This window comes from Prosthecomicrobium sp. N25, from assembly GCF_037203705.1.
In the GTDB taxonomy this organism is placed as follows: Bacteria; Pseudomonadota; Alphaproteobacteria; order Rhizobiales; family Ancalomicrobiaceae; genus Prosthecodimorpha.
Map to the genome: position 1 here is coordinate 182,657 of NZ_JBBCAT010000006.1, position 26,610 is coordinate 209,266.

The 26,610-nt window shown below is 70.5% G+C and carries 25 protein-coding genes; 10 read left to right on the forward strand and 15 right to left on the reverse strand.

Translation table 11 applies throughout. From position 1 onward, the window contains the following. Positions 1-25: 25 nt before the first annotated feature. The 4 genes from WBG79_RS26615 to lpdA all read left to right on the forward strand — a co-directional run bounded on the left by WBG79_RS26615 (position 26) and on the right by lpdA (position 6,576). Positions 26-2,992, forward strand: coding sequence for a 2-oxoglutarate dehydrogenase E1 component (locus WBG79_RS26615; protein WP_337360276.1), 2,967 nt, complete (start codon positions 26-28; stop codon positions 2,990-2,992). 72 nt (positions 2,993-3,064) lie between these two features. Beyond that, positions 3,065-4,309: a 2-oxoglutarate dehydrogenase complex dihydrolipoyllysine-residue succinyltransferase gene (gene odhB, locus WBG79_RS26620; RefSeq protein ID WP_337360277.1), complete on the forward strand. Its 1,245-nt coding sequence runs from the start codon at positions 3,065-3,067 to the stop codon at positions 4,307-4,309. Between the two features lie 33 nt (positions 4,310-4,342). After that, a complete protein-coding gene (locus WBG79_RS26625; RefSeq protein ID WP_337360278.1) occupies positions 4,343-5,089 on the forward strand; it encodes an SDR family oxidoreductase in 747 nt (248 codons plus the stop codon). Between the two features lie 89 nt (positions 5,090-5,178). Further along, on the forward strand, positions 5,179-6,576 hold the full coding sequence (gene lpdA, locus WBG79_RS26630; protein ID WP_337360279.1) for a dihydrolipoyl dehydrogenase: 1,398 nt from the start codon (positions 5,179-5,181) through the stop codon (positions 6,574-6,576). Positions 6,577-6,612: 36 nt separating this feature from the next. Here lpdA and WBG79_RS26635 read toward each other — a convergent pair whose 3' ends face one another. From WBG79_RS26635 to WBG79_RS26650, 4 genes are all read right to left on the reverse strand, one after another. Beyond that, positions 6,613-7,083 carry a hypothetical protein gene (locus tag WBG79_RS26635; RefSeq protein ID WP_337360280.1) on the reverse strand — a complete coding sequence of 157 codons (471 nt, stop codon included), beginning with the start codon at positions 7,081-7,083 and terminating at the stop codon, positions 6,613-6,615. A gap of 151 nt (positions 7,084-7,234) precedes the next feature. After that, complete coding sequence (locus WBG79_RS26640; RefSeq protein WP_337360281.1) at positions 7,235-7,405, reverse strand: hypothetical protein; 171 nt, start codon at positions 7,403-7,405, stop codon at positions 7,235-7,237. A 119-nt stretch (positions 7,406-7,524) separates the two neighbouring features. Continuing rightward, positions 7,525-8,532, reverse strand: coding sequence for a TraB/GumN family protein (locus WBG79_RS26645; protein ID WP_337360282.1), 1,008 nt, complete (start codon positions 8,530-8,532; stop codon positions 7,525-7,527). Positions 8,533-8,550: 18 nt separating this feature from the next. After that, complete coding sequence (locus WBG79_RS26650; protein ID WP_337360283.1) at positions 8,551-9,492, reverse strand: tyrosine recombinase XerC; 942 nt, start codon at positions 9,490-9,492, stop codon at positions 8,551-8,553. Positions 9,493-9,582: 90 nt separating this feature from the next. Here WBG79_RS26650 and WBG79_RS26655 point away from each other — a divergent pair, with 90 nt between their 5' ends. From WBG79_RS26655 to WBG79_RS26680, 6 genes are all read left to right on the forward strand, one after another. Beyond that, entirely contained in the window at positions 9,583-11,796 is a 2,214-nt protein-coding gene (locus WBG79_RS26655; RefSeq protein ID WP_337360284.1) for a primosomal protein N', read from the forward strand. Positions 11,797-12,034: 238 nt separating this feature from the next. Then, positions 12,035-12,595, forward strand: a complete 561-nt coding sequence (locus tag WBG79_RS26660; RefSeq protein ID WP_337360285.1) for a F0F1 ATP synthase subunit delta — start codon at positions 12,035-12,037, stop codon at positions 12,593-12,595. Next, on the forward strand, positions 12,595-14,124 hold the full coding sequence (atpA, locus tag WBG79_RS26665; RefSeq protein WP_337360286.1) for a F0F1 ATP synthase subunit alpha: 1,530 nt from the start codon (positions 12,595-12,597) through the stop codon (positions 14,122-14,124). The genes WBG79_RS26660 and atpA overlap by 1 nt, the downstream gene beginning before the upstream one ends. A 70-nt stretch (positions 14,125-14,194) precedes the next feature. Beyond that, positions 14,195-15,076: a F0F1 ATP synthase subunit gamma gene (locus tag WBG79_RS26670; RefSeq protein ID WP_337360287.1), complete on the forward strand. Its 882-nt coding sequence runs from the start codon at positions 14,195-14,197 to the stop codon at positions 15,074-15,076. Positions 15,077-15,098: 22 nt separating this feature from the next. Further along, positions 15,099-16,523, forward strand: coding sequence for a F0F1 ATP synthase subunit beta (gene atpD, locus WBG79_RS26675; protein WP_443147521.1), 1,425 nt, complete (start codon positions 15,099-15,101; stop codon positions 16,521-16,523). Positions 16,524-16,600: 77 nt separating this feature from the next. Continuing rightward, positions 16,601-17,020, forward strand: a complete 420-nt coding sequence (locus WBG79_RS26680) for a F0F1 ATP synthase subunit epsilon (protein WP_337360288.1) — start codon at positions 16,601-16,603, stop codon at positions 17,018-17,020. 94 nt (positions 17,021-17,114) lie between these two features. Here the strand turns inward: WBG79_RS26680 and WBG79_RS26685 are convergent, their stop codons facing one another. The 11 genes from WBG79_RS26685 to WBG79_RS26735 form a co-directional block, all read right to left on the reverse strand. Beyond that, positions 17,115-17,417, reverse strand: a complete 303-nt coding sequence (locus tag WBG79_RS26685; protein WP_337360289.1) for a hypothetical protein — start codon at positions 17,415-17,417, stop codon at positions 17,115-17,117. A gap of 287 nt (positions 17,418-17,704) precedes the next feature. Then, positions 17,705-18,865, reverse strand: coding sequence for a M20 aminoacylase family protein (locus WBG79_RS26690; RefSeq protein ID WP_337360290.1), 1,161 nt, complete (start codon positions 18,863-18,865; stop codon positions 17,705-17,707). A gap of 95 nt (positions 18,866-18,960) precedes the next feature. Next, positions 18,961-20,466, reverse strand: coding sequence for a class I adenylate-forming enzyme family protein (locus tag WBG79_RS26695; RefSeq protein ID WP_337360291.1), 1,506 nt, complete (start codon positions 20,464-20,466; stop codon positions 18,961-18,963). Between the two features lie 88 nt (positions 20,467-20,554). After that, positions 20,555-20,806, reverse strand: coding sequence for a hypothetical protein (locus WBG79_RS26700; protein ID WP_337360292.1), 252 nt, complete (start codon positions 20,804-20,806; stop codon positions 20,555-20,557). Positions 20,807-20,881: 75 nt separating this feature from the next. Further along, complete coding sequence (locus WBG79_RS26705) at positions 20,882-21,763, reverse strand: 3-hydroxybutyryl-CoA dehydrogenase (protein WP_337360293.1); 882 nt, start codon at positions 21,761-21,763, stop codon at positions 20,882-20,884. Between the two features lie 250 nt (positions 21,764-22,013). After that, positions 22,014-22,958, reverse strand: a complete 945-nt coding sequence (locus tag WBG79_RS26710) for an electron transfer flavoprotein subunit alpha/FixB family protein (RefSeq protein ID WP_337360294.1) — start codon at positions 22,956-22,958, stop codon at positions 22,014-22,016. 11 nt (positions 22,959-22,969) lie between these two features. Then, positions 22,970-23,719, reverse strand: a complete 750-nt coding sequence (locus tag WBG79_RS26715; RefSeq protein ID WP_337360295.1) for an electron transfer flavoprotein subunit beta/FixA family protein — start codon at positions 23,717-23,719, stop codon at positions 22,970-22,972. 193 nt (positions 23,720-23,912) lie between these two features. Further along, positions 23,913-24,620 (reverse strand): rhomboid family intramembrane serine protease, encoded by a 708-nt coding sequence (locus WBG79_RS26720; protein WP_337360296.1) that lies wholly within the window; start codon positions 24,618-24,620, stop codon positions 23,913-23,915. Positions 24,621-24,719: 99 nt separating this feature from the next. After that, complete coding sequence (locus tag WBG79_RS26725) at positions 24,720-25,298, reverse strand: cob(I)yrinic acid a,c-diamide adenosyltransferase (RefSeq protein WP_337360297.1); 579 nt, start codon at positions 25,296-25,298, stop codon at positions 24,720-24,722. Between the two features lie 17 nt (positions 25,299-25,315). Then, a complete protein-coding gene (locus tag WBG79_RS26730; RefSeq protein WP_337360298.1) occupies positions 25,316-25,507 on the reverse strand; it encodes a twin transmembrane helix small protein in 192 nt (63 codons plus the stop codon). 155 nt (positions 25,508-25,662) lie between these two features. Continuing rightward, a complete protein-coding gene (locus WBG79_RS26735) occupies positions 25,663-26,502 on the reverse strand; it encodes an SDR family oxidoreductase (protein WP_337360299.1) in 840 nt (279 codons plus the stop codon). Positions 26,503-26,610: the final 108 nt, after the last annotated feature.

Genomic DNA, 26,610 nt, shown 5'->3' on the forward strand with positions numbered 1-26,610 from the left:
ACCCGCGAGGGGCCCGGGACGGACGATGGCGAATTCCGCTCTCGAATTCCTGTACGGCGGCAACGCCGCCTACATCGAGGAACTGCACGCGCGCTACGAGCAGGACCCGGCATCGGTCGACGCCGGCTGGCGGGACTTCTTCGAGGAGCTGAAGGACGACAAGCAGGCGGTCATCAAGAACGCCAAGGGCGCCAGCTGGGAGCGCAAGGACTGGCCGCGGCCGATGAACGGCGAGCTCGTGTCCGCCCTCGATTCCGACTGGGGCTGGCTCGAGAAGCAGATGGGCGACAAGCTCAAGGGCAAGGCCTCGGCCAAGGGCGCCGAGATCACCCAGGAGCAGTTGCAGGCCTCCGCGCGCGACAGCGTCCGCGCCATCATGATGATCCGCGCCTATCGCATGCGCGGCCATCTGCACGCTCGGCTGGACCCCCTCGAGATCGCCGCCGAGAAGGACCACGAGGAGCTGCATCCCTCGTCCTACGGCTTCACCGAGGCCGATCTCGACCGCAAGATCTTCATCGACAAGGTACTCGGTCTCGAATTCGCGACCGTGCGCGAGATGATCGGCATTCTGCGCCGGACCTATTGCGGCACGCTCGGCATCGAGTTCATGCACATCTCGGATCCGTCCGAGAAGGCCTGGATCCAGGCGCGCATCGAGGGGCCGGACAAGACCATCGCGTTCACCCCCGAGGGCAAGCGCGCGATCCTCAGGAAGCTGATCGAGGCCGAGGGCTTCGAGAAGTTCATCGACGTCAAGTACACCGGCACCAAGCGCTTCGGCTTGGACGGCGGCGAGGCCCTGGTGCCGGCGCTCGAGCAGATCATCAAGCGCGGCGGCAATCTCGGCGTGCGTGAGATCGTGCTCGGCATGGCGCATCGCGGCCGGCTGAACGTGCTCGCCAACGTCATGGGCAAGCCGCACCGGATCATCTTCCACGAGTTCAAGGGAGGCTCTGCGGCTCCCGATGAGGTCGAGGGCTCGGGCGACGTCAAGTATCACCTCGGCGCCTCCTCGGACCGCGAGTTCGACAACAACAAGGTGCACCTGTCGCTGACCGCCAACCCGTCTCACCTGGAGATCGTCGACCCGGTGGTGCTCGGCAAGGCGCGCGCCAAGCAGGACCAGCTCGCCGACAAGCCGCGCGGCGACGTCGTCTCCCTCGACCAGCGGGCCCGCGTGCTGCCGCTCCTCATCCACGGCGACGCCGCCTTCGCGGGACAGGGCGTGGTGGCCGAGTGCCTAGGCCTCTCGGGGCTGCGCGGCCACCGCACCGCCGGCTCGATCCACTTCATCATCAACAACCAGATCGGCTTCACCACCAACCCGCGCTTCTCGCGCTCGTCGCCCTACCCGTCCGACGTCGCCAAGATGATCGAGGCGCCGATCTTCCACGTGAACGGCGACGACCCCGAAGCGGTCACCTTCGCCGCCAAGGTGGCGACCGAGTTCCGGCAGAAGTTCCACAAGCCGGTCGTCATCGACATGATCTGCTACAGGCGCTACGGCCATAACGAGGGCGACGAGCCGGGCTTCACCCAGCCGATCATGTACCGGAAGATCCGCAACCACCCGACGACCCTGCAGATCTATTCGGAGAAGCTGGTCGGCGAGGGCGTCGTGACGCGCGGCGAGGTCGAGGAGTGGGCGGCCGACTGGCGCAAGCATCTGGACGGCGAGCACGAGGCCGGCCAGGGCTACAAGCCCAACAAGGCCGACTGGCTCGACGGCCGCTGGGCCGGCCTGAAGGCCGCCGGCGGCGAGGCCGACGAGGCGAGGCGCGGCAGGACCGGCGTCCCGAGGGCCGAGCTGAAGCGGCTCGGCCTGAAGATGACCGAGGTGCCCAAGGGCTTCAACCTGCACCGCACGATCGGCCGCTTCCTCGACAACCGGCGCCAGATGATGGAGACCGGCGAGGGCATCGACTGGGCGACCGCCGAGGCGCTCGCCTTCGCGACCCTCCTGCTGGAGGGGCACCCCGTCCGCCTGTCGGGCCAGGATTGCGAGCGCGGCACCTTCTCGCAGCGCCACTCGGTCCTCTACGACCAGGAGACCGAGAGCCGCTACATCCCGCTGAACAACCTCGCGGAGGGCCAGTCCCGCTACGAGGTCATCAACTCGATGCTCTCCGAGGAGGCGGTGCTCGGCTTCGAGTACGGCTACTCGCTCGCCGAGCCGAATGCGCTGACCCTCTGGGAGGCCCAGTTCGGCGACTTCGCCAACGGCGCCCAGGTGGTGTTCGACCAGTTCCTGTCGTCGGGCGAACGCAAGTGGCTGCGCATGTCGGGCCTCGTCTGCCTGCTGCCGCACGGCTACGAGGGGCAGGGGCCGGAGCACTCCTCGGCGCGCCTCGAGCGCTTCCTGCAGATGTGCGCCGAGGACAACATGCAGGTCTGCTACGCCTCGACGCCGGCCAACCTCTTCCACGTCCTGCGGCGGCAGCTCGAGCGCGAGTTCCGCAAGCCGCTGATCCTGATGACGCCGAAGTCGCTGCTCAGGCACAAGAAGTGCGTGTCGAAGCTGTCGGACTTCGACGCCGACTCCTCCTTCCACCGCCTGCTCTACGACTACGCGGAGACCAATCCGGAGCTGACCGCCACGCGGCTGGTGCCGGACGCCCGGATCCGGCGCGTCGTCCTGTGCACCGGCAAGGTCTACTACGATCTTTTGGAGGAGCGCGAGAAGCGCGGCATCGACGACGTCTACCTGCTCCGCGTCGAACAGCTCTACCCGGTGCCCCTCAAGGCGCTCGTCAAGGAGCTGACCCGCTTCCGCCAGGCCGAGATCGTGTGGTGCCAGGAGGAGCCCAAGAACATGGGCGCCTGGTTCTTCATCGAACCCTACCTGGAATGGGTGCTGGCCCAGGTCGACGCCAAGTCGCGCCGCCCGCGCTACACCGGACGGCCGGCCTCCGCCGCCACCGCCACGGGCCTGATGTCCAAGCACATGGCGCAGATGCAGGCCTTCCTGAACGACGCCCTCGGCGACTGATCCCTCCCAACGGGGCCGGGCGGCCGCCGTGCGGCCCGGCCGAAAAAGACCCGAAAGCAAGAGACCGACACCATGGCCACCGAAATCAAGGTTCCGACGCTCGGGGAATCCGTCACCGAGGCGACCGTCGCCAAGTGGTTCAAGAAGCCCGGCGAGGCCGTGAAGGCGGACGAGCCGCTCGTCGAGCTCGAGACCGACAAGGTCACGGTCGAGGTCCCGTCGCCGGCGGCCGGCGCGCTCGAGTCGATCCTCGCCGAGGCCGGCCAGACCGTCGCTGTGGGCGCCCTCCTGGGCACCATCGCGGCCGGCGCGGCCGGGACAGCCTCCCCGGCGGCCGCGGCCGCGGCCGCCCCGGCCCCTGCGGCTCCGGCCCCGGCACCCGCCCCCGCCCCCGCCGCGGCGGCGCCCTCCGGCGGCATGCCGCCGGCCCCCTCCGCCGCCAAGCTGATGGCCGAGACCGGCGTCGCGGTGGCGGAAGGATCCGGCAAGCGCGGCCAGGTGCTGAAGGGCGATGTCCTCGCCGCGATCGACACCGCCGCGAAGGCGCCCGCACCCGCCCCGGCCCCCGCCCCGGCGGCGCCGCCCGCCCCGCGCCCGAGCCCGGCTGCCGACGACGCCTCCCGCGAAGAACGGGTGCGCATGACCAAGCTGCGCCAGACGATCGCGCGCCGCCTGAAGGACGCCCAGAACACCGCCGCCATTCTGACGACGTTCAACGACGTCGACATGTCGTCCCTGATGGCGATCCGCAACCAGTATAAGGATCTCTTCGAGAAGAAGCACGGCGTGCGCGTCGGCTTCATGGGCTTCTTCGTCAAGGCCTGCGTAGCGGCCCTGAAGGAGATCCCCGCCGTCAACGGCGAGATCGACGGGCAGGACGTCATCTACAAGAACTACTACCACATCGGCGTCGCCGTCGGCTCCGACAAGGGCCTGGTCGTGCCGGTCGTGCGCGACGCGGACAGGCTGTCGATCGCCGGCGTCGAGAAGGTTATCGGCGACTTCGGCCGCCGCGCCCGCGACGGGCAGTTGAAGATCGACGACATGACCGGCGGCACCTTCACGATCTCGAACGGCGGCGTCTACGGCTCGCTGATGTCGACCCCGATCCTCAACGCGCCCCAGTCCGCCATCCTGGGCATGCATCGCATCGAGGACCGTCCGGTCGTCCGCAACGGCCAGATCGTCGTCCGCCCCATGATGTACCTGGCCCTCTCCTACGACCACCGCATCATCGACGGCAAGGAGGCCGTGACCTTCCTGGTGCGCGTCAAGGAGATGATCGAGGATCCGCAGCGCCTGGTGATGGACATCTGATGTCCGGCCTGTATCGGCGGGGAGGGATCGCGCATGTCTGACCGGGTTCTCGTCGTCACCGGCGGGAGCCGCGGGATCGGACGCGCCACCGTGCTCCTGGCGGCCGAGCGCGGCTACGACGTCGTCTTCTCCTTTGTGAGCGACAAGGCGGCCGCGGACTCCCTCGTCGACGCCGTTTCCAAGGCCGAGCGGACCGCCGTCGCGGTCCGGAGCGACATCGGCGTCGAGGCCGACGTCCTGGCCCTCTTCGCCGCGGCCGACCGGCTCGGCACCCTCGCGGGTCTCGTCAACAACGCCGGGGTGCTCGACCTCCAGGCGCGGGTCGACGAGATGTCGGTCGCGCGCCTCGAACGGATGATGCGCATCAACGTCATCGGCACGATCCTCGCGTCACGGGAAGCCGTGAAGCGCCTGTCGACCCGTCACGGCGGCAGGGGCGGCGCGATCGTCAACCTGTCATCCGCCGCCGCCGTGCTCGGCGCGCCCGGCCAGTACGCCGACTATGCCGCCTCCAAGGGCGCCATCGACACCTTCACGCTCGGCCTCGGCCGCGAGGTGGCCGCGGAGGGCATCCGCGTCAATGCCGTCAGGCCGGGCCTGATCGACACCGACATCCACGCCTCCGGCGGCATCCCGGACCGCATCGCCCAACTCCGCGACACGATCCCGATGAAGCGCGAGGGAACCGCCGAGGAATGCGCCCGCGCCATCCTCTGGCTCCTGTCCGACGAGGCGAGCTATTCGGTCGGTGCGGTCCTGCCGGTCACCGGCGGCCGATGACGGGTCTCCATATACGGATTGCCGGGTCGACGGCGCGGCCGAGGCCGCGCTAGACGGGCGCCAGAAGCAGTGCGAAAGGCAGGAAGGTCATGGCCTACGATCTCGTCGTCATCGGAACCGGCCCGGGTGGCTACGTCTGCGCGATCCGTGCGGCCCAGCTCGGCCTCAAGGTGGCGGTCGTCGAGAAGCGCAAGACGCACGGCGGCACCTGCCTGAACATCGGCTGCATCCCGTCCAAGGCCCTGCTCCACGCCTCCGAGCTGTTCGACGAGGCCGGCCACGGCTTCGCGGTGCTCGGCATCAAGGCAACGCCGGAACTCGACCTGCCCGCGATGATGAAGCACCGCGAGGACACGGTGCGGTCGAACGTCACCGGCATCGACTTCCTGATGAAGAAGAACAAGATCACGGCCCACCACGGCACAGGACGCATCGTCTCGGCCGGCCAGGTCGAGGTCACCGCCGAGGACGGGTCGAAGCAGGTGCTGGACACCAAGGCGATCGTGATCGCCACCGGTTCCGACGTCGCCCGGCTGCCCGGCATCGAGATCGACGAGAAGCAGGTCGTCTCCTCCACCGGCGCGCTGGAACTCGACAAGGTCCCGGGCCGGCTCGTCGTCGTCGGCGCCGGGGTGATCGGCCTCGAGCTCGGCTCCGTCTGGCGCCGCCTCGGCTCCGAGGTGACCGTCGTCGAGTATCTCGACCGCATCCTGCCCGGCATGGATCTCGACGTCGCCAAACAGTTCCAGCGCCTTCTCGAAAAGCAGAAGTTCGCCTTCCGCCTGTCAACCAAGGTGACGAAGGTCGAGAAGGCCGGCGACTCCCTGAAGGTGACGGTCGAGCCGGCGGCCGGCGGCGAGCCCCAGGCGATCGATGCCGACGTGGTGCTGGTCGCCATCGGCCGGGTCCCCTACACGGCCGGCCTCGGCCTGGAGGAGGTCGGCGTCGCCAGGGACAATCGCGGCCGGGTCGAGATCGACGCCCACTTCCGCACCAGCGTGCCCGGCATCTACGCCCTCGGCGACGTCGTGAAGGGCCCCATGCTCGCCCACAAGGCCGAGGACGAGGGCGTGGCGGTCGCCGAGATCCTCGCCGGCCAGGCGGGCCACGTGAACTACGACGTCATCCCGGGCGTGGTCTACACCATGCCGGAGGTCGCCTCCGTGGGACGCACCGAGGAGGAGCTGAAGGCCGCCGGCATCGCCTACAAGGCGGGCAAGTTCCCCTTCACCGCCAACGGCCGCGCGAAGTCGACCCGCCATACGGACGGCTTCGTCAAGGTGCTCGCGGACGCCGCGACCGACCGGGTGCTGGGGGTCCATATCATCGCGGCCGGCGCCGGCGAGATGATCCACGAGGCGGCGGTGCTGATGGAGTTCGGCGGCTCCGCCGAGGACCTCGCCCGCACCTGCCACGCCCACCCGACCATGTCGGAGGCCGTCAAAGAGGCGGCCCTGGCGGTCGACAAGCGCCCCATCCACATGTGAGGCGGGCGCGCGTGCGCCCCGCGGCACGGCCGGAGGTCAGTTCTCCACCCGCTCCATCTCGTAGGTGACCTGGCGCGGTTCCAGCGGCACGCGCAGGAACCGGGTGGTGACGCTGAGTCTGAGGCGCCCGTTCGCGGGCGCCTCCACCGTGATGGCCCGCTCGACCCGGTCCTCCCGGTAGGCGGCGACGAGCCCGAGCCGGTCGGCCCGGGACCCGGTCCAGGCCGCGGGGATGGCCTGCCAGGCGCATTCGTAGCGGAGGCAACGCACCCTGAGGGCGATCTCGGCCCTCGGCTTGCCGGCGTCCTGCTCGCGGCAGTCGACGCGGATGTCGGCCGCGATCACGTCGCTGCCCTCCACCGGCGCCACGTTGCGCCAGGCCCCGGCGAATCGGGCCGCGTCGCAGGCGGCGTCGGTCGACCCGGCGCGCTCGGGCGTCAGGCCCAGCGTGAAAACGAGGAACCCTGCGGCGGCGACGCCGGCGGCTCCGATCCCATGACGTCTCATCGTGGCTCTCCCCGGTTCTTAGGTCCGGTTGGCGGGGAGAGTGGACCGGGCTGCGTGAATGCCCCGGGAAATGCGCGTTCAGTTTCGGTTCATGCGGCCGCCCCTTCGTGAAAAAGGCGCCCGGAGGCGCCTTTCGCGACCGGCCGGGGGCTCAGTTCTTCACGGTGGCCGGTGCCTGAGCCGGAGGCGGGGCCTCGGCTGTGGTGATGGGCTGGGCGGGCTTCGACTGGGCGTTGACGTTGTGCCCGCAATCGGCCAGGGCGGCCGAGGCGGAGAGCGCGAGCCCCAGGCCCGCAGCGACGACGGATGCTGTCCGGATCATCGATCGTTCTCCTCGCAGAAAGGCGCGGGATCGGGGAAGCCGACCCCGCGGTTGTCAGCCTAGCATCATCCGCCCCGCCCTGGCCATCCGCCCGCTCATCACGTCTGCGCCGGCAGCCGTCACGGGACCGCCGTGAGCCGGTAGCCCGACCGGCGCAGCAGGGCGACGAGGCCCTCCTCGCCGACGAGGTGCAGGGCCCCGACCGCCAGGAACGCGTTGCCGCCGTCGATCAGCGGACGCGCGGTCGCGGCCATCGCGTGGTTGCGGCGGAAGGACGCGTTGCGCAACAGGCCCTCCGCGAAGCCCGACCCGCCCTCGGGCGGCCTGAACAGGGCGACCGCCGTCGCCCACAAAAGTCCGACCCGGCCGCTCCGATAGAGCGCGACGGTCGTCTCCTGCAGGTCCTCGAGCCGCGGCCCCGCGGCGACCAGCGCCCGCAGGAAGGCGATCTGCTCCGCCTCGCTCATCGCGTCGATGGCCTGGAACTGGTCGATCACGGTTTCCAGGTCGACCACCGGCTTGCCGGCCGCCTTCGCGCGCTTGCCGATGGCGATGTCGAGGAAGTCGACCCCGGCGATCCACCGCTGCAGTTCGCAGGGCGGATACATCAGGAGCCCGAAGGAGAGGATCCAGGGCTTCCAGCCCATCACCGCCCAGCCCGGGATGCCGCGCCGCTCGACCTCCGCCTTGACGGCCGCCCAGGCCTCCGGCCCGATCACGCCCGCGAGCGTCCGGCCGTCCTGGTAGACCATGGCCGTGAGGCCCTCGCCATAGGCGGCCCGGGCCAAGGCCGGGTCGAGCACATTGGTGTTCTCGAGCGCCACCACCCGCGCCCCGTCGAGCGCCCGGGCCCGGGCGGGCGGCAGGTCGAGGATGCGCGGATCCGACAGATGGGCGGTGCCGAGCAGCCACGAGGGGGCCGCCCCGTTCGGCGGGTCGATGCGCCAGAAGCCCGCCTCCCCGTTCTCGACCGCCGCGCCGCTCGCCAGGATCGCCGCATGCTGCACCGGATCGGCGGTCTTCATCTCGGCCAGCAAGTCGCGCCCGCCGCAGACCGGCGGGGCGGCCTCGGCCGGCGCCGACAGGAGGGCGGCGACGATCAGCGGAAGAAGGCGCAGGGCGCGCATGGGACGCCTCCGGGACGGTCAGGCACGGGGATGGGTCTTGCGATAGATCTCGATCAGCCGCGCGGTGTCGACCCCCGTATAGACCTGGGTGGTGGACAGGCTGGCATGCCCGAGCAGTTCCTGGATCGAGCGCAGGTCCGCCCCGCCGGCCAGCAGGTGGGTCGCGAAGGAGTGCCGGAGCGCGTGCGGGGTGGCGCTGTCCGGCAGGCCGAGCGCCCCGCGCAGCCGCTCGACGGCCAGTTGCACCACCCGCGGCGACAAGGGTCCGCCCTTCACGCCGACGAAGAGCGGCCCCTCCGGCTCGAGCGGCCAGGGACAGAGCTTCAGGTAGTCGAGCACGCCCCGCCGGATCGCCGGCAGGATCGGGACCACCCGGGTCTTGCCGCCCTTCCCCGTCACCCGCAGGCTCTCGGCGGCGATCGGCGCGGCGGCCCGCGTCAGCGCCAGGGCCTCGGAGATGCGCAGTCCCGCCCCGTAGAGGAGGCCCAGAACGGCGGCATCGCGCGCGGCCACCCAGGGCTCCTCGGCGAGGCTCTCGCGGGCGTCGACGAGCCTGAGCGCCGGCCCGGCCTCCAGCGGCTTTGGGAGCGACTTCCCCGGCTTTGGCGCGCGCACGGCCGCGAAGGGCGCCGCGTTGACCCCGTCCCGCCGCTCCAGGAAGCGCACCAGGGACCGGACCCCCGCGAGCGCGCGGCCGAGCGAACGCGCCTCGAGTCCCTCGTGCCGGCGGCGGGCCAGGAAGGCGCGGACGTCGGCGGGCCGGAGGTCGGAGAGCGCGGCGATCCGGGGCGGCTCCCCCAGGTGCCCGGTCAGGAAGGAGAGGAACTGGCGCGCGTCGCGCTCGTAGGCCTCCAGGGTCTTGGGCGAATAGCGCCGCTCGGCCCCCAGGTGGCGGAGCCAGTCCTGGACGGCGGCGGCGAGGTCCGGCGCGGCGATGAGGAGAGGAGCCTGACTGGTCATGGCCGCATCTTCCGGGCACGTGATGAACGGCCCATTACCGCCTATCTTCCCCTCATGCTCCCGCCCCGTCCGAATCGCCCCCCTGCCCCCATGGACGAAACCGACCTCCTCTTCGCCGACCCCGCCCGACCGGACCGCGACGTGGTCCCGGTTGTGGTGCCGGTCGCGATCGGCACGGCCTATTCCTACAAGGTGCCTCGCGGCATGACGGTGCGCCCCGGCTCGATCGTCACCGTGCCGCTCGGGCCGCGCGAGGTGATCGGCGCGGTCTGGGACGACGAGCCGGGCGGGGAGCCCGTCGGCCACAACCGGCTCCGGCCGATCGCCGGCGTCTTCGACGCCCCGCCCCTCGACCCCACCGTGCGCCGCTTCGTCGACTGGGTGGCGCACTACTACATGATGCCGCGCGGCATGGTCCTGCGCATGGTGCTGCGCGCGCCCGAGGCGCTGGAGCCGGAGCCCCCGGTCCGCGGTGTCCGCCTGGCGGGCCCGCCGCCCGAACGCCTGACGCCGGCCCGGCGCCGCGTGCTCGAGGCCCTGGAGGGCGGCTTCGCCTGGTCGCGTGTCGGCCTCGCCGCCTCCGCGGGCGTCTCCGCCTCCGTCGTCGACGGCCTGATCGCCTGCGGCACCCTCGAACCCGTGGACCTGATGCCGGGCCGGCCGGCGCAGATCCCGGAGCCCGACTACGCGCGGCTTGAACTCTCCGCCGACCAACGCGAGGCCGCCGGCGTCCTCACCGAGGCGGTCCGGGACGGCGGCTTCAAGGTCCTGCTGGTCGACGGCGTCACCGGCTCCGGCAAGACCGAGGTCTATTTCGAGGCGATCGCCGAGACGGTCCGACGGGGCCGCCAGGCCCTCGTGCTTCTGCCCGAGATCGCGCTGACCGCCGAGTTCATCGACCGCTTCGAGGCCCGGTTCGGCTCGAAACCGGCCGAGTGGCACTCGGAGATCAGCGCCCGGCAGCGCGCCCGCACCTGGCGCGGCGTCGCGACCGGCGAGATTCGCACCGTCATCGGCGCGCGTTCCGCCCTGTTCCTGCCCTACCCCGACCTCGGCCTGGTGGTCGTCGACGAGGAACATGACGGCGCCTACAAGCAGGACGAGGGCGTCGTCTACCATGCCCGCGACATGGCCGTGGTGCGCGGCCGCCTGGGCGGCTTCCCGGTCGTGCTCGCCTCCGCGACCCCCTCGATCGAGAGCCGGGTCAACGCCGATCTCGGCCGCTACCGCCGGCTGGTCCTGCCGGCGCGCGTCGGCGGCGCGCAACTCCCCGAGATCACCACCGTCGACCTGAGGCGAAACGGCCTGCCGCGCGGCCGCTCCGTCGCACCGCTGGTCGAGGCGGCCGTCAACCAGGCGATCGGGCGGGGCGAGCAGGCGCTCCTCTTCCTGAACCGCCGCGGCTACGCGCCGCTGACCCTCTGCCGGAGCTGCGGCCACCGCTTCCAGTGCCCCGACTGCTCGACCTGGCTCGTCGAGCACCGGTTCCGCGGCGTGCTCGCCTGCCATCATTGCGGCTACACCATCCGCAAGCCCGAGGCCTGCCCGTCCTGCGGCGACCTCGACAGCCTCACCGCCTGCGGGCCCGGCGTGGAGCGCGTCGCCGAGGAGGCCGCCGCGCTCTTCCCCGAGGCCCGCCGGCTCGTGCTCTCCTCCGACCTCCCCGGCGGCACCGGCCGCCTCAAGGACGAACTCGCCGCGGTCGCCCGCGGCGACGTCGACATCGTCATCGGCACGCAGCTCGTCGCCAAGGGGCACAATTTCCCGCGCATGACGGTCGTCGGCGTGATCGACGCCGACCTCGGCCTCGCCCACGGCGATCCGCGGGCGGCCGAGAAGACCTTCCAGCTGCTCCAGCAGGTGACCGGCCGCGCCGGCCGCGCCGGCGGCGAGGCGCACGGCTACCTGCAGACCCACGCCCCCGAGCACCCGGTTCTGCGCGCGATCGTCTCCGGCGACCGCGAACGCTTCTACCGGACCGAGATCGAGGAGCGCATGCGGGCCTTCATGCCGCCCTTCAGCCGGCTCGCCGGCATCGTCGTCTCGGCCGAGGGGCGCGATCCCGCCCTCGGCGCCGCCCAGTCGCTGGCGCAGGCGATTCCCCCCTCCGACACGATCAGGGTCCTCGGCCCGACCGAGGCCCCTATTGCCGTCGTGCGCGGCCGGCACCGCTTCCGCTTCCTGGTCATCGCCCCGCGCAACGCCGACCTGCAGGCCTACCTCGCCGGCTGGCTCGGCGCCCGCCGCTGGGGCCAGGGCGGCGTCAAGGTCCACGTCGACATCGACCCGCAGAGCTTCCTGTGACGCGCCGCCCGGGTCCGGCCCCGAGGGCGGCCCGGCCCCCTCGCGAGGCTGACGTTAGACTTTCGGAAATGTCGCATCGCACCATGTTGCGTGGCCAGACCCCGTGTGCTAGGACACGCCCGGCTTCGGGAATTCGGCCCGTTCCTTCGGATGTCCCGACCAAAAAGCCGAACAATATCAAGGGCGTGCGAAGGTAGCAAACCTTCTCCCGCCCGAATTGGCGTGGGGGTCGTCGCCCTTGACTGAGACAACCATCGTATCCGGCGTGGCGTCGCGTTATGCGGGCGCCCTGTTCGAGCTGGCGCTCGACGCCGGCGTCGTCGACGAGGTCGGGACGGCGCTCGACGGCTTCGACCGGCTCGTCAAGGAGAGCCCGGACCTTGCCCGTCTCGTCAGGAGCCCCGTCTTCGCCGCCGAGGAGCAGCTCCGCGCCGTCGGCGCGGTCCTCGACCGGGCCGGCATCGGCGGCCTCGCCGCCAACCTGATCAAGCTCGCCGCGCAGAACCGTCGTCTCTTCGTCGTCCCCGACATGATCCGGGGCTACCGCGCGCTGGTCGCCGTCCACCGGGGCGAGGCGACGGCCGACGTGGTTTCGGCCGAGCCTCTCTCCGAGACGCAGGTTTCCGCGCTCAAGGACGCGCTTCGCGGCGTGACCGGCGGCAAGGACGTCAAACTCGAATCGTCTGTGGATCCGTCCCTCATCGGCGGGCTGATCGTGAAGATCGGCAGCCGCATGATCGACACCTCGCTCAAGACGAAACTCACTTCCCTCAAGGTCGCACTGAAAGAGGTCCGCTGATGGATATCCGGGCGGCGGAAATTTCCGCAATCCTCAAGGAGCAGATCAGGAACTTCGGCCAGGAGGCCGAGGTATCCGAGGTCGGCCAGGTTCTCTCCGTCGGCGACGGCATCGCGCGCGTCTACGGCCTCGACAAGGTCCAGGCCGGCGAGATGGTCGAGTTCGCGAACGGGATCCGCGGGATGGCGCTGAACCTCGAGGTCGACAACGTCGGCATCGTGATCTTCGGCTCCGACCGGGACATCAAGGAAGGCGATACGGTCAAGCGCACCGGCGCGATCGTGGACGTCCCCGTCGGCAAGGGCCTGCTCGGCCGCGTGGTCGACGGCCTGGGCAACCCGATCGACGGCAAGGGCCCGATCCCGGCGACCGAGCGCCGCCGTGTCGACGTCAAGGCCCCGGGCATCATCCCGCGCAAGTCGGTGCACGAGCCGATGTCCACCGGCCTCAAGGCCGTCGACGCGCTCATCCCGATCGGCCGCGGCCAGCGCGAGCTCATCATCGGCGACCGCCAGACCGGCAAGACCGCCATCGCGCTCGACACGATCCTGAACCAGAAGCCGATCAACGCACTCGGCGACGAGAGCCAGAAGCTCTACTGCGTCTACGTCGCCGTCGGCCAGAAGCGCTCGACGGTCGCCCAGTTCGTCAAGGTGCTCGAGGAGCACGGCGCGCTGGAATACTCGATCGTCGTCGCCGCCACGGCCTCCGACCCGGCGCCGATGCAGTTCATCGCGCCGTTCTCCGGTTGCGCCATGGGCGAGTACTTCCGCGACAACGGCATGCACGCGGTCATCATCTACGACGACCTCTCCAAGCAGGCCGTCGCCTATCGCCAGATGTCGCTCCTGCTCCGCCGCCCGCCGGGCCGCGAAGCCTACCCGGGCGACGTGTTCTACCTGCACTCCCGCCTGCTCGAGCGCGCCGCCAAGCTGAACAAGGACAACGGCCTTGGTTCGCTGACCGCGCTGCCCGTGATCGAGACCCAGGCGAACGACGTGTCGGCTTACATTCCGACCAACGTCATCTCGATCACCGACGGCCAGATCTTCCTCGAGACCGACCTCTTCTACCAGGGCATCCGTCCGGCCGTGAACGTCGGCCTGTCGGTGTCGCGCGTCGGCTCCTCGGCCCAGATCAAGGCGATGAAGCAGGTCGCCGGCAAGATCAAGGGCGAGCTCGCGCAGTATCGCGAGATGGCCGCCTTCGCGCAGTTCGGTTCGGACCTCGACGCGGTGACGCAGAAGCTCCTGAACCGCGGCGCCCGCCTGACCGAACTCCTGAAGCAGCCGCAGTTCTCGCCGCTGAAGACGGAAGAGCAGGTCGCGGTCATCTACGCCGGCATCAACGGCTACCTCGATCCGCTGCCGGTCGCCCGCGTCCGCGCCTTCGAGGACGGCCTGCTCCGGCTGCTCCGCTCCGAGCATCAGTCCCTGCTCGACGGCATCCGGGACAAGAAGGAACTGACCGACGAACTCGGCGCGCGCCTCAAGGCCGTGGTCGAGGGCTTCGCCAAGTCCTTCTCCTGATCCCGCAAGTCCGCGCCGCTCCTCCGGGCGGCGCGGCCCCTAGGCCTCTTCCGGGAGCTTCGACGGCCCGATGCCGAGCCTAAAGTCACTGCGCAACCGCATCGCCTCCGTGAAGGCGACGCAGAAGATCACCAAGGCCATGCAGATGGTCGCGGCCGCCAAGCTGCGTCGAGCGCAGTTGTCGGCCGAAGCCGCCCGGCCCTATGCCGAGCGGATGTCCGCCGTGCTCGCCAACCTGGGCGCCGCCTTCGAGGGACGCACCGACGCGCCCGTCCTGCTCGCCGGCAACGGCCGGTCGGACGTGCATCTCCTGGTCGTCTGCACCGCCGAGCGCGGCCTTTGCGGCGCCTTCAACACCTCGATCTCCCGCCTCGCCCGCGACCACGCCAATCGGCTGATTGCGGACGGAAAGACGGTCAAGATCCTCTGCGTCGGCCGCAAGGGCGCGGACGTCCTGCGCCGCCAGTTCGGCGACAAGATCATCGAGGTGATCGAGCTGAAGGGCATCCGCTCGATCGGCTTCGGCGAGGCCCAGATGGTCGCCCGCAAGGTGCTCGACCTCTTCGCAGCCGGCGGCTTCGACGTGGCGACGCTCTTCTTCTCGCGCTTCCGCTCCGTGATCCTGCAGATCCCGACGGCCCAGCGGCTGATCCCGGCCGAGTTCCCCGAGGGCGCGGCCGGCGCCGGCACCAACGGCGCGATCTACGAGGTCGAGCCGAGCGAGGAGGAGATCCTCGAGGACCTGCTGCCGCGCAACGTCGCGGTCCAGGTCTTCCGGGCCCTGCTAGAGAATGCCGCCTCCGAACAGGGCGCGCGCATGTCCGCGATGGACAGCGCCACCCGCAACGCGGGCGAGATGATCAAGAAGCTGACGCAGACCTACAACCGGACGCGTCAGGCCATGATCACCAAGGAACTGATCGAAATCATCTCGGGCGCCGAGGCTGTCTGAGAACCGAACGAGGGCATACACGATGGCTGACAACAAGATCGGTCGCATTCGGCAGGTGATGGGCGCCGTCGTCGACGTCCAGTTCGACGGCCATCTGCCGGCGATCCTGAACTCGCTCGAGACGGACAACCGCGGCTCGCGCCTCGTGCTCGAGGTCGCCCAGCACCTCGGCGAGAACACCGTCCGCACGATCGCGATGGACTCGACCGAGGGCCTCGCCCGCGGCCAGGAGGTCGTCGACACCGGCAACGCCATTCAGGTGCCGGTCGGCGACGGCACGCTAGGCCGCATCATGAACGTCATCGGCGAGCCGGTCGACGAGGCCGGCCCGATCGTCCACGACAAGACCCGCCCGATCCACGCGTCCGCGCCCGAGTATGTCGAGCAGTCGACCGAGGCCGAGATTCTGGTCACGGGCATCAAGGTCGTGGACCTGCTCGCGCCTTACGCCAAGGGCGGCAAGATCGGCCTCTTCGGCGGCGCCGGCGTGGGCAAGACCGTGCTCATCATGGAGCTCATCAACAACGTCGCAAAGGCCCACGGCGGCTTCTCGGTCTTCGCCGGCGTCGGCGAGCGCACCCGCGAGGGCAACGACCTTTACCACGAGATGATCGAGTCCGGCGTGAACAAGCACGGCGGCGGCGAGGGCTCCAAGTGCGCCCTGGTGTACGGCCAGATGAACGAGCCGCCGGGCGCCCGCGCCCGCGTCGCGCTCTCCGGCCTGACCGTCGCCGAGGACTTCCGCGACCGCGGCCAGGACGTGCTCTTCTTCGTCGACAACATCTTCCGCTTCACCCAGGCGGGCTCCGAGGTGTCGGCGCTGCTCGGCCGCATCCCGAGCGCCGTCGGCTACCAGCCGACGCTCGCCACCGAGATGGGCGCCCTGCAGGAGCGCATCACCACGACCACCAAGGGCTCGATCACCTCGGTGCAGGCCATCTACGTGCCCGCCGACGACCTGACCGACCCGGCCCCGGCCACCTCCTTCGCCCACCTCGACGCCACGACCGTGCTGTCGCGCTCGATCGCCGAGAAGGGCATCTACCCGGCCGTGGACCCGCTCGACTCGACCTCGCGCATGCTCTCGCCCCTCATCGTCGGCGAGGAGCACTACGCGGTGGCCCGACAGGTGCAGGCGATCCTGCAGCGCTACAAGGCGCTCCAGGACATCATCGCGATCCTGGGCATGGACGAGCTTTCCGAAGAGGACAAGCTCACCGTCTCCCGCGCCCGCAAGATCGAGCGTTTCCTGTCGCAGCCCTTCTTCGTGGCCGAGGTCTTCACCGGCTCGCCCGGCAAGCTCGTGCCGCTGAAGGACACGATCCGCGGCTTCCAGGGCCTCGTGAACGGCGAATACGACCATCTCCCCGAGGCCGCCTTCTACATGGTCGGCGCGATCGAGGAAGCGGTCGAGAAGGCCAAGCGCCTCGCCTCCGCCGCGGCCTGATCCGGCCGCGACGACCCGAAACGGCAAGGAGCGGTCGCCCGTCTTGGCGGCCGCCGTCATGAAGGCGGATGGAGCCGATGGCTGAAGCGTTCAAGTTCGAGCTGGTCTCCCCCGAGCGGCTCCTCATGTCCGAGGACGTCGCCCAGGTGGTCGTCCCGGCCTCCGAGGGCCAGTTCACCATGCTTCGGGGTCACTCCCCCTTCATGTCGACCATCCGCCCCGGCGTGATCGAGGTGACCCGAGAGGCCGGCAAGATCGCACGCATTTTCGTGCGCGGCGGCTTCGCGGAGGCTTCGCCGACCAGCCTGACGATCCTCGCCGAGCGCGCGATCCCGGTCGAGGAACTCAGGGCCGACGTGATCGCCCGGGAAATCCAGGACGCCTCCGAGGACGTCGCCGACGCCCAGACCGACGAGAAGCGGCGCCTCGCCCAGGAGAAGCTGGACCAGCTCCGCGAAGTCCAGGCCGTCCTCGGCAACGTGGGTTCGGCGCACTGACGGACACGGCCTGACCGGAATCCGACGATGCCCGGGACCTCCCGGGCATTTTCGTGTTCGCGCAGTCCCGACCGGGTTCTCCGGCCCGCCGTCCCTACCGCGCCGCCTTGTGGTCGCCGTGGGCCCGCTTCTCCGCCGTGTCGCGGCCGACGATCTTGGAGAACATGCTGTCGGGCTCGTGCAGCAGCGCGAGCTGGCGGTCCTCGAACTCCTCGAAGAACTCGTCCCAGCTGATCTCCACCAGGTGGCCGTGCTCGGAATTCGGCGCGTCGGGGAACATGATGCGGATGATGCCGACGTCGCCGCCCTTGTGGGTCCGGTCGACGGCCGCCGGCTTGCCGCCGTGCTTCTCGGCCCACTTGCGGATCTGGTCGTGGTCGGTGGTCACTTCGGCCATGGCAGGCTCCCGGATCGCTGCGCGGCGCGGAGGCCCGGCCGCAAGGTCGGAGGTCGGCCGGCCCGTGCCACGGACCCGGCGCCCCATCGCTGCGAGAACCGTCGAGCCGCGGCGCCGGTTCCCGCCGCCCGGGACCTTGCTCGCCGCTCCCTTGCACGCAAGACGTACGCGACGCCCCCCCGCGGGAGCCGTCCCGAGATGACCCGGCCTCCGGCTCGCCACGCCCCGGCGGAACGCCAGGGCCCGTGTTCTGTCACAGCCTGCGGAATGGGTCCGCCTCCGAGCCGTCAGGCCGGCAGCGCACGCTCCACGAGCCGCACCCAGTAGGACGCCCCATACGCGAGCGCCTCGTCGTCGAAGTCGTAGTCCGGGTGGTGCAGGTAGGCGCTGTCGCCGTTGCCGACGAAGATGAACGCCCCGGGCCGGGCCTCCAGCATGAAGGCGAAGTCCTCCGACCCGAGCTCCGGCGCAGCCGCGGTATCGACCTTGTCGACCCCCGCCACCTCGCGCGCCACCTCGGCCGCGAACGCCGCTTCGCGCACGTCGTTGACGAGCACCGGATAGTCCCGCTGGTAGTCGACCGCCGCGCGCACCCCGTGCGCCGCCGCCGTGGCCTCGACGATCCGGCGCAGTCGGCCCTCGACATGATCGCGCACGACCCGGTCGAGCGTCCGCACGGTCCCGACCAGACGGGCCGTCTGCGGGATCACGTTGTCTGTATGGCCGGCGTTGAAGCAGGTGATGGAGACGACCGCCGACGCGATCGGGTCGATCGTGCGGGAGACGATCTGCTGGAGCGCCTGCACGATCGCGGCACCGGCCAGGACCGTGTCGGCGCAGAGGTGCGGCATGGCGGCGTGGCCGCCGACCCCCTCGAGGTCGATCACGATCGTGTCGCAGGAGGCCAGGAAGGGGCCGCTCCGGATCGCGAACCGCCCGACCGGCAGGCCCGGCACGTTGTGCATGCCGTAGACCGAGCGGATGCCGAACCGCTCCATCAGCCCGTCCTCGATCATGGCGCGCGCCCCCGCGCCCCCCTCCTCGGCCGGCTGGAAGATCATCACCGCGCTGCCCGCGAAATTCCGCGTCTCGGCCAGGTGCCGGGCCGCCCCGAGCAGCATGGCCATATGGCCGTCGTGCCCGCAGGCGTGCATCCGGCCGGGCACCGCGGAGGCCCAGGGCTTGCCGGTGGTCTCCAGGATCGGCAGGGCGTCCATGTCGGCCCTGAGGCCGATCGCGGGACCGGGCGCCCGCCCGCGGATGACCCCGACCACCCCCGTCCGGCCGACCTGCGTGACCACCTCGTCGACCCCGAAGGACCGGAGGTGCTCGGCCACGGCCGCGGCCGTGCCCTGGACGTCGTAGAGCAGTTCGGGCGCGCGGTGGAAGGCGCGGCGCCAGGCCGTCATCTCGGGGGCCAGTTCCTCGAAACGGTTCACGATCGGCATGGGCCCATCTCCGTCGGCAACGCTTCAGTATCGCCCGGACGGGACCCCTAGCCAATCCGGAGCCCTGCGGAGCCCGGCACGTATCGGGCGGCCGCTCAAGGGGGAGACATATCCCGCAGCGCGCGGCGAAGGACCTTGCCGGAGGCCGTCCGGGGCAGTTCCTCGAGCACGACCCAGGCCCGCGGACGCTTGTAGTCGGCGAGATGCCGGGCCGCGTGGCCGGCCAGATCATGCTCGGTCGCGGTCATGCCGGGATGCAGAACCAGGAACGCGGTGACGAGACTGACGTCCCCGGCCGGCACCTCGGTCACCGCCACCTCGGCGACCGCGGGATGCAGCGCCAGGGCCCGCTCGACCTCTTCCGGCGCGACCCGGTACCCGAAGGCGTTCATCTGGTCGTCGGCCCGACCCTCGTACCAGAGATAGCCGTCCTGGTCGAAGCGGGCGAGGTCGCCGGTGACGAACCAGTCGCCCCGGAACGCGGCCGCCGTCTCCGCCGGCAGGCCCCAGTAGCCGAGCATCAGCCCCGGGTCGGACCGGTGGACGGCGAGGAGCCCGGTCGTGCCCGAAGGCGCCGGGTCCGGGCCGCCCTCCGCCGGCAGGACCGCAACGCGGCGGCCCGCCTGCGGCTTGCCGGGCGAGCCCGGCCGAGTCGGCACCTCCGGCCCGGAGGAGACGTAGGTCGAGATCTCGCTCATCCCGAGCGCCTCGTAGAGGGGCCGGCCCGTCCGGGTCGTCCAGTCCTCGTGCAGCCCCGCCTTCAGGGCCTCGCCGGCCACGAGCCCGTGGCGGAGCGCCGGCATCCGCTCGGGGGTGACAGCCGCATATTTCAGGATGCGCCGGTAGAGCCCCGGCACGGCCGCGAAGAGCGTCGCGCCCGTCGCCTCGATCAGGTCGGGCCAGGCCTCGGGCGGGCGCTCGCCGAGATGCACGATCGCGGTCGCGCCGGCGACCCACGGGTCCATCAGCCCGGCACCGAGCGTGTAGGTCCAGTTGAAGGCCCCCGCATGGAAGAGCCTGTCCTCGGCGGTCAGCCCGTACCACCCGCGCACCATGGGCGCGCGCCCCAGGATCACCCGCTGGGCATGCAACACGCCCTTGGGCCGGCCGCTCGTGCCTGAGGTGTAGACCAGGAATGCCGGGTCGTCCCGCTCCGTCTCCGCGAAGTCGGCGGGCGAAAGGCCGCTCTCGGCCACGAGGCCGGCTTCGACCACGCCTGCCCGGCCCGCATCCGCCGGCAGCGCTCCGGAGCCGTCGTGCACCACCAGGGCGGCGCGGCTGTCGGCCAGGATCCAGCCGGCCTCGTCGGCGGTCAGCTGGGTCGAGGTCGGGATCGGCACGAAGCCGCCCGCGATCGCGCCGAAGAACAGGACCGGAAAGCGGGACGTGTTGCCGACGCGCAGGAGCACCCGGTCCCCCCGCGCGAGCCCGGCGGCGCGGAAGGCAGCCGCCGCCGACAGGACCGCCGTCGCGGCCCTCGCATAGGTCCACGTCTCGACGATGCGCGCCTGTGCGCCTTCGGCGACCAGGAGCGCCGTCTTGCCGGGCGATCGTCCGGCAGCCGCAAGGCAGTGGCGGGCGAGGTTGAGGGGCTCGGGCATGTCGGTCTCGGGGCGGGCGGCGGCCGATCGGCGCCGGGGTGGCGCAGGCCGCGCCGGGCGGAACGCCTGCACCCGGCTCGTTCGAGCCTCAAGCGATCTTGTTGACGCCCGACATGCTCTTGGCAAGCTTGGCCTTCGCTTGCTCCTGCACGCGCGCGACGGCCTTTTTGATCGTCAGGTTGACCATGCTCGAGCCGTTGTCGGTGAACTGGCTCGCGAACGTGTTGGCCGCGACCGCGATGGCGTCCGCGGCGTCGCGGCCGGCCTGCCGGTTCAGCAGGCTCGCATATTTGGGCGTATAGAACTGCGGCCGGTACTTGGAGATCCCGGTCAGGGCCATGGCTGAACCTTCACGCTACCGGCCAGGATCGCACGGCGCAGGTTGATCAAAGGTTAACCCGGCCCCTCGAGACGCTCAGCGGGTGGGAACGGGCTTTTCGCCGCGATAGTCGTAGAAGCCGCGCTGCGTCTTGCGGCCGAGCCAGCCGGCCTCGACATACTTCACCAGCAGCGGGCAGGGCCTATACTTGGAGTCGGCCAGCCCCTCGTAGAGGACCTGCATGATGGACAGGCAGGTGTCCAGGCCAATGAAGTCGGCGAGCTGCAGCGGGCCCATCGGGTGGTTGGCGCCGAGCCGCATGGCCGTGTCGATGCTGTCGACCGATCCGACGCCCTCGTAGAGCGTGTAGATCGCCTCGTTGATCATCGGCAGCAGGATGCGGTTGACGATGAAGGCCGGGAAGTCCTCCGCGACCGTCGAGATCTTGCCGAGCCTGGCGACGAACTGCTTGCAGGCGTCGAAGGTCGGGTCGTCCGTGGCGATCCCGCGCACCAGCTCGACGAGCTGCATCAGCGGCACGGGGTTCATGAAATGGACGCCGACGAACTTCTCCGGCCGGTCCGTGGAGGCGGCCAGCCGGGTGATCGAGATCGACGAGGTGTTGGTCGCCAAGAGCGCGGTGGGCTTCAGGAGGGGGCAGATCTGCGCGAAGATCTTGCGCTTGATCTGCTCGTTCTCGGTGGCCGCCTCGATGACGATGTCGCAGTCCGCCAGCGCGTCGAGATTCTCGGCCGACTTGATGCGGCCGAGGGCCGTCACCCGCTCCTGGTCCGAGATGAGCCCGCGGTTGACCTGCCGGGTGAGGTTGCCGTTGATGGTGGCGAGACCCGACTGGATGCGATCGAGCGAGATGTCGTTGAGCGCGACGTCGTAGCCGCCGAGCGCGCAGACGTGGGCGATGCCGTTGCCCATCTGGCCCGCGCCGATCACGCCGACCTTCCTGATTTCGATTCCCATCGTGATCTCGCTCTCTCCGGCGCCGTCCGCGTCCAATCGGCCATTCCGGTGAATGGGCGCGTATCCTAGCGCGCTCCGTCAGGCATACAAGCCTCGCCGGCCTTGCGCCAGCACGCAAATCGTCTGAGATCGGCCCCGGAAGGCTGCGCCCGCGGCCGCGGTCCGGGTCCCTTGCCCGCCGGGGGGCTGCTCCGGGCGAGAAGGCCGGCGATCCTTCGCCGGCCCTTTTGCTGCGGTGCGACAGTCCGCCTCAGCGGCCCGTCTTGGCGAGCTCGGCGGCGAGCTCCGGCAGGGCCTGGTAGAGGTCCGCCACGAGGCCGTAGTCGGCCACCTGGAAGATCGGCGCCTCCTCGTCCTTGTTGATCGCCACGATCACCTTGCTGTCCTTCATGCCGGCGAGGTGCTGAATGGCCCCCGAGATGCCGACCGCCACGTAGAGCTCCGGCGCCACCACCTTGCCGGTCTGCCCGACCTGCCAGTCGTTCGGCGCGTAGCCGGCGTCGACGGCCGCCCGCGATGCCCCGATGGCCGCCCCGAGCTTGTCGGCCACGGGCTCGATGTAGGTGGTGAAGTTCTCCCGGCTCTGCATGGCGCGGCCGCCGGAGACGATGATGCGGGCGGACGTCAGCTCCGGCCGGTCGGACTTCGATAGCTCCTCGCCGACGAAGCGCGACAGCCCGGCATCCGTCGCGGCGCCGACCGTCTCGACCGGCGCCGAGCCGCCGGTCCCGGCCGCCGGGAAGGCGGCGGTGCGGACCGTCACGACTTTCTTGGCGTCCGTCGACTGCACGGTCTGGATGGCGTTGCCGGCGTAGATCGGTCGCTCGAACGTGTCCGCCGAGACGACCTTGGTGATGTCCGACACCTGCATGACGTCGAGCAGCGCGGCGACGCGCGGCATGGCGTTCTTGCCCGCCGAGGTGGCCGGGGCCACGATCGCGTCGTAGCCGCCCGCGAGCGAGACGATGAGGTCCGCGAGCGGCTCGGCCAGCCCGTGCGCCAGCGCCGGCGCATCGGCGTGCAGCACCTTGGCGACGCCCGCGAGGCCGGCGGCCTCCTGGGCGGCCGCCACAGCGCCGGAGCCGGCGACCAGCACGTGCACGTCGCCCCCCATGGCGACGGCCGCCGACAGGGCCTTGTGGGTCGCGTCCTTGAGCGAGGCGTTGTCGTGCTCGGCGACGAGAAGGATGGTCATCGGCTCTCTCCTCAGATCACGCCGGCTTCGGACTTGAGCTTGCTGACGAGCTCGGCGACGGAGCTCACCTTCACGCCCGCCTTGCGGGCCGAGGGCTCGACCGTCTTCAGGACCTTGAGGCGCGGCGCGACGTCGACGCCGAAGTCGGCCGGCGTCTTCTCGTCGATGGGCTTCTTCTTGGCCTTCATGATGTTGGGCAGCGACGCGTAGCGCGGCTCGTTGAGGCGCAGGTCGGTCGTCACGATCGCCGGCATCTTCAGCGACACCGTCTGCAGGCCGCCGTCGACCTCGCGGGTGACCGCGGCGGTCTCGCCCTCGATGACGATCTTCGACGCGAAGGTCCCTTGCGCCCAGCCGAGCAGGGCCGCGAGCATCTGGCCGGTCTGGCCGCAATCGTCGTCGATCGCCTGCTTGCCGAGGATGACGAGGCCGGGCGCCTCGGCGGCCACGACCCCCTTGAGGATCTTGGCGACCGCCAGCGGCTCGACGGTCTCGTCGGTCTTCACCAGGATGCCGCGGTCCGCCCCCATGGCGAGGCCGGTGCGCAGCGTCTCGGACGCCTGTGCTGGGCCGATCGACACGACGATCACCTCGGTCGCCTTGCCGGCCTCCTTGAGCCGGAGCGCCTCCTCGACGGCGATCTCGTCGAAGGGATTCATCGACATCTTGACGTTGGCGAGGTCGACGCCCGATCCGTCGGCCTTGACGCGGATCTTGACGTTGTAGTCGACGACCCGCTTCACGGGCACCAGTATCTTCATGGCTCTCCGCCCTGCTTTCGCTCGCTTCGGTCCGTGGCTGCCTGGAAGGCGGCCTCCCGACGTCCCGGATACACGGGAACGGGCCGGACCGACTTTGCCGAACCCGACTTCGAAACGCGGCCGGACGCTACTGACGGCACCTTTCCAAGTCAATCGGCCGAAAGGACGCCGACGCCGCGGCCGATCCGCCGGCTCAGGCCGGAATGTCGAGCTTGGGCTGCCGGTCGAGCAGCATCACCCCCGGCCGGCGGAAGACGAGCACCAGGATCGCCCCCGCGATCAGCCCGCCGACATGGGCCCACCACGCCACCGTGTCGTCCGGCTGGATCGCCACATTGTAGAACTGGAACGCGATCCAGGCGCCGAGCGCCACCCAGGCCGGAATCGACAACGGAATGCGGCCGAGCGCCAGGACCCAGAGCTTCACGTGCGGGTGGAGCAGGAGATAGGCGGCCACGATGGCGGCGATCGCCCCCGAGGCGCCGATCAGCGGCAGCCCGGAGGTCGGATGCGTGGCGATGTGCACGATCGCCGCGAAGGCCGCCGCCACCAGGTAGAAGAGCAGGAACCTGACATGCCCGAAGGCGTCCTCGACATTGTCCCCGAACACCCAGAGGAACAGCATGTTGCCGAGGAGATGCATGAAGTCGCCGTGCAGGAACGCGTAGGTGACCAGCGTCAGCGGCGCCGGCACGATCTCGTAGATCGCCGGCAGCCGGCGCGATCCCTCCACCACGCTCGGGATGACGCCGAACGAGACCGAAACCGCCTGCGCGACCCCTTCCACGGCGCCGTAGTTGACCGCCACGTGGATGAGACACGTCACCGCGATCAGCGTCCATGTCACGTAGGGCCGCAGGACATGGCGAAGCGGGTTCGTGTCGTGGAGGGGAAGGAACACGGGGGCCGGGTCTCCGGAGCGCGGGCGACCGCAGTGTAGTGACTGCCGCCCCCCGCGCAAGCCGACGGGAGCCAGACGGCGGTCCCCGTCCGCGCGGCCCTATCGGTTCTTGCCCGGCACCCACAGAACGTCGCGCGTCCCCTTGTCGTTGACCCAGCGGGCCGCCACGAAGAGGAAGTCGGACAGGCGGTTCATGTAGTGGAGCGCCGGTGTCCCGACGACTTCCCCCGGCTCCGCCGCCAGGTGGACCATCAGCCGCTCGGCCCGCCGCGCCACGGTCCGCGCCTGGTGGAGCGCCGCCGCCGCCGCGGAGCCGCCCGGCAGCACGAAGGAGCGCAGCGGCTGCAGGTCCTTGTTGAGTTCGTCGATCTCGCTCTCGATCCGGGCGACCTGTGCCTCCGTGACGCGGATCGGCTCCCACTTCAGCTCGCGGCCCTCCGGGGTCGCGAGGTCGGCGCCGAGGTCGAAGAGGTCGTTCTGTATGCGCCCCAGCATGGCGTCGACGACCGGATGCGCCTCGGCGGTATGGAGCCGCGCCAGCCCCACCGTGGCGTTGGTCTCGTCGACCGTCCCGTAGGCCTCCACCCGGAGGTCGTATTTTGGCCGCCGCTCGCCGGTCGAAAGGCCCGTGGTGCCGTCGTCGCCGGTGCGGGTGTAGATGCGGTTCAGGACGACCATCGGGGATTCCTCCGGGTTCAGCGGCCCATCAGCCAGATGGTGATCATGATGATGACGATCGCGCCGAACTGCAGCAGGACACGCGCGCGCATCAGCTTCTGCGACAGGTTCGGACTGCCGCCGCGCGCCATGTTGAAGAGCCCCCAGACCAGCACGATGCCGACGGCGCCGATCGCGAAGGGCACGAGATTGTAGAACAGGATCGCCATGCAGGACGGACTCGGCTGGCGTGGACGGGCGGCCGGCTGGCCGGTCGGATGCGGACGTTGACCATGGGACGGGCCCGCCCGCAAGGGGCGACGTCCGATACGGCCCGAACGCGCGGGCGGATCGCGCGCTCCCGCGTCACCCGGTCACGGCGGCGTCACTGCTCGGAGTCGGAGACGCGCCCGAGGCCCCAGACGAGCAGCCTGTCCGGCAGGACGCGTCGCGCCCAGCCCATCAACACGGTCGGGGTCGTGACCGCATAGTAGGGCCGCGGGTTCGGGCTCTCCAGCGCGTGGATCAGCTTGGCCAGGACCGCCTCGGGCGGCAGCTTGAAGCGGTTCGCCCCGCCCTTCGCCATGCGCTCGAGCCGGCGCCGGTAGACCTCCCGGTGCGCCGACCCCTCGATGTCGATGGTGGCGTGGAAGCGCGCCATGGAGTGCTCGACGAAGCGCGACGCGATCGGCCCCGGCCGGATGGTGGAGACCCGGATGCCCGAGCCGTCGAGCTCCTGCCGGAGCGTATCGGTCAGCCCTTCCAGGGCGAACTTGGAGGCGATGTAGGCACCCCGGTACTTCAGCGCCACGATCCCCAGGATCGACGAGCACTGCACGATCCGCCCCGAGCCCCGCGCCCGCATGGCCGGAACGACACGACGTGTCAGGTCGTGCCAGCCGAACAGGTTCGCCTCGAACTGCGCCCGAAGGAGATCGGTCGATAGGTCCTCCAGGGCCCCAGGCTGCCCGTAGGCGCCGTTGTTGAAGAGGGCGTCGAGCCGCCCGTCGGTGCGCGCCAGCACGGCGTCGGCTGCGGCCGCGATGCTCGCCGGGTCAGCGTAGTCGAGATGTACCGTTTCGAGACCGAGCCGATCCAGGGCGGCCAGGTCCTCGGGCTTGCGGGCCGTCGCGAAGACGCGCCAGCCGCGGGCCTTCAGCCCGAGGGCGGCGGTGCGGCCGATGCCGGACGAACAGCCGGTGACGAGGACGGAGCGGAGGGTCATGGGCACGTCCGGGCGGGGGGTGCGGAAGCCGGGACGAGACCACGATCGCGGGCCGCCATCAAGCCGCGCGGGGGCCCCGGAAATGACAAGAGCCGGTCGGTGGGACCG

Excerpts from the sequence above, each read along its gene's own strand:
- odhB (WP_337360277.1), top strand. The coding sequence starts at position 3,065 with ATGGCCACCGAAATCAAGGTTCCGACGCTCGGGGAATCCGTCACCGAG.
- atpA (WP_337360286.1), top strand. The coding sequence starts at position 12,595 with ATGGATATCCGGGCGGCGGAAATTTCCGCAATCCTCAAGGAGCAGATC.
- WBG79_RS26670 (WP_337360287.1), top strand. The coding sequence starts at position 14,195 with ATGCCGAGCCTAAAGTCACTGCGCAACCGCATCGCCTCCGTGAAGGCG.
- WBG79_RS26695 (WP_337360291.1), bottom strand. The coding sequence starts at position 20,466 with ATGCCCGAGCCCCTCAACCTCGCCCGCCACTGCCTTGCGGCTGCCGGA.
- atpD (WP_443147521.1), top strand. The coding sequence starts at position 15,099 with ATGGCTGACAACAAGATCGGTCGCATTCGGCAGGTGATGGGCGCCGTC.
- WBG79_RS26625 (WP_337360278.1), top strand. The coding sequence starts at position 4,343 with ATGTCTGACCGGGTTCTCGTCGTCACCGGCGGGAGCCGCGGGATCGGA.
- WBG79_RS26655 (WP_337360284.1), top strand. The coding sequence starts at position 9,583 with ATGGACGAAACCGACCTCCTCTTCGCCGACCCCGCCCGACCGGACCGC.
- WBG79_RS26730 (WP_337360298.1), bottom strand. The coding sequence starts at position 25,507 with ATGGCGATCCTGTTCTACAATCTCGTGCCCTTCGCGATCGGCGCCGTC.
- WBG79_RS26705 (WP_337360293.1), bottom strand. The coding sequence starts at position 21,763 with ATGGGAATCGAAATCAGGAAGGTCGGCGTGATCGGCGCGGGCCAGATG.
- WBG79_RS26690 (WP_337360290.1), bottom strand. The coding sequence starts at position 18,865 with ATGCCGATCGTGAACCGTTTCGAGGAACTGGCCCCCGAGATGACGGCC.
- WBG79_RS26685 (WP_337360289.1), bottom strand. The coding sequence starts at position 17,417 with ATGGCCGAAGTGACCACCGACCACGACCAGATCCGCAAGTGGGCCGAG.
- WBG79_RS26735 (WP_337360299.1), bottom strand. The coding sequence starts at position 26,502 with ATGACCCTCCGCTCCGTCCTCGTCACCGGCTGTTCGTCCGGCATCGGC.
- lpdA (WP_337360279.1), top strand. The coding sequence starts at position 5,179 with ATGGCCTACGATCTCGTCGTCATCGGAACCGGCCCGGGTGGCTACGTC.
- WBG79_RS26640 (WP_337360281.1), bottom strand. The coding sequence starts at position 7,405 with ATGATCCGGACAGCATCCGTCGTCGCTGCGGGCCTGGGGCTCGCGCTC.
- WBG79_RS26710 (WP_337360294.1), bottom strand. The coding sequence starts at position 22,958 with ATGACCATCCTTCTCGTCGCCGAGCACGACAACGCCTCGCTCAAGGAC.
- WBG79_RS26725 (WP_337360297.1), bottom strand. The coding sequence starts at position 25,298 with ATGGTCGTCCTGAACCGCATCTACACCCGCACCGGCGACGACGGCACC.
- WBG79_RS26715 (WP_337360295.1), bottom strand. The coding sequence starts at position 23,719 with ATGAAGATACTGGTGCCCGTGAAGCGGGTCGTCGACTACAACGTCAAG.
- WBG79_RS26650 (WP_337360283.1), bottom strand. The coding sequence starts at position 9,492 with ATGACCAGTCAGGCTCCTCTCCTCATCGCCGCGCCGGACCTCGCCGCC.
- WBG79_RS26645 (WP_337360282.1), bottom strand. The coding sequence starts at position 8,532 with ATGCGCGCCCTGCGCCTTCTTCCGCTGATCGTCGCCGCCCTCCTGTCG.
- WBG79_RS26700 (WP_337360292.1), bottom strand. The coding sequence starts at position 20,806 with ATGGCCCTGACCGGGATCTCCAAGTACCGGCCGCAGTTCTATACGCCC.
- WBG79_RS26615 (WP_337360276.1), top strand. The coding sequence starts at position 26 with ATGGCGAATTCCGCTCTCGAATTCCTGTACGGCGGCAACGCCGCCTAC.
- WBG79_RS26635 (WP_337360280.1), bottom strand. The coding sequence starts at position 7,083 with ATGAGACGTCATGGGATCGGAGCCGCCGGCGTCGCCGCCGCAGGGTTC.
- WBG79_RS26680 (WP_337360288.1), top strand. The coding sequence starts at position 16,601 with ATGGCTGAAGCGTTCAAGTTCGAGCTGGTCTCCCCCGAGCGGCTCCTC.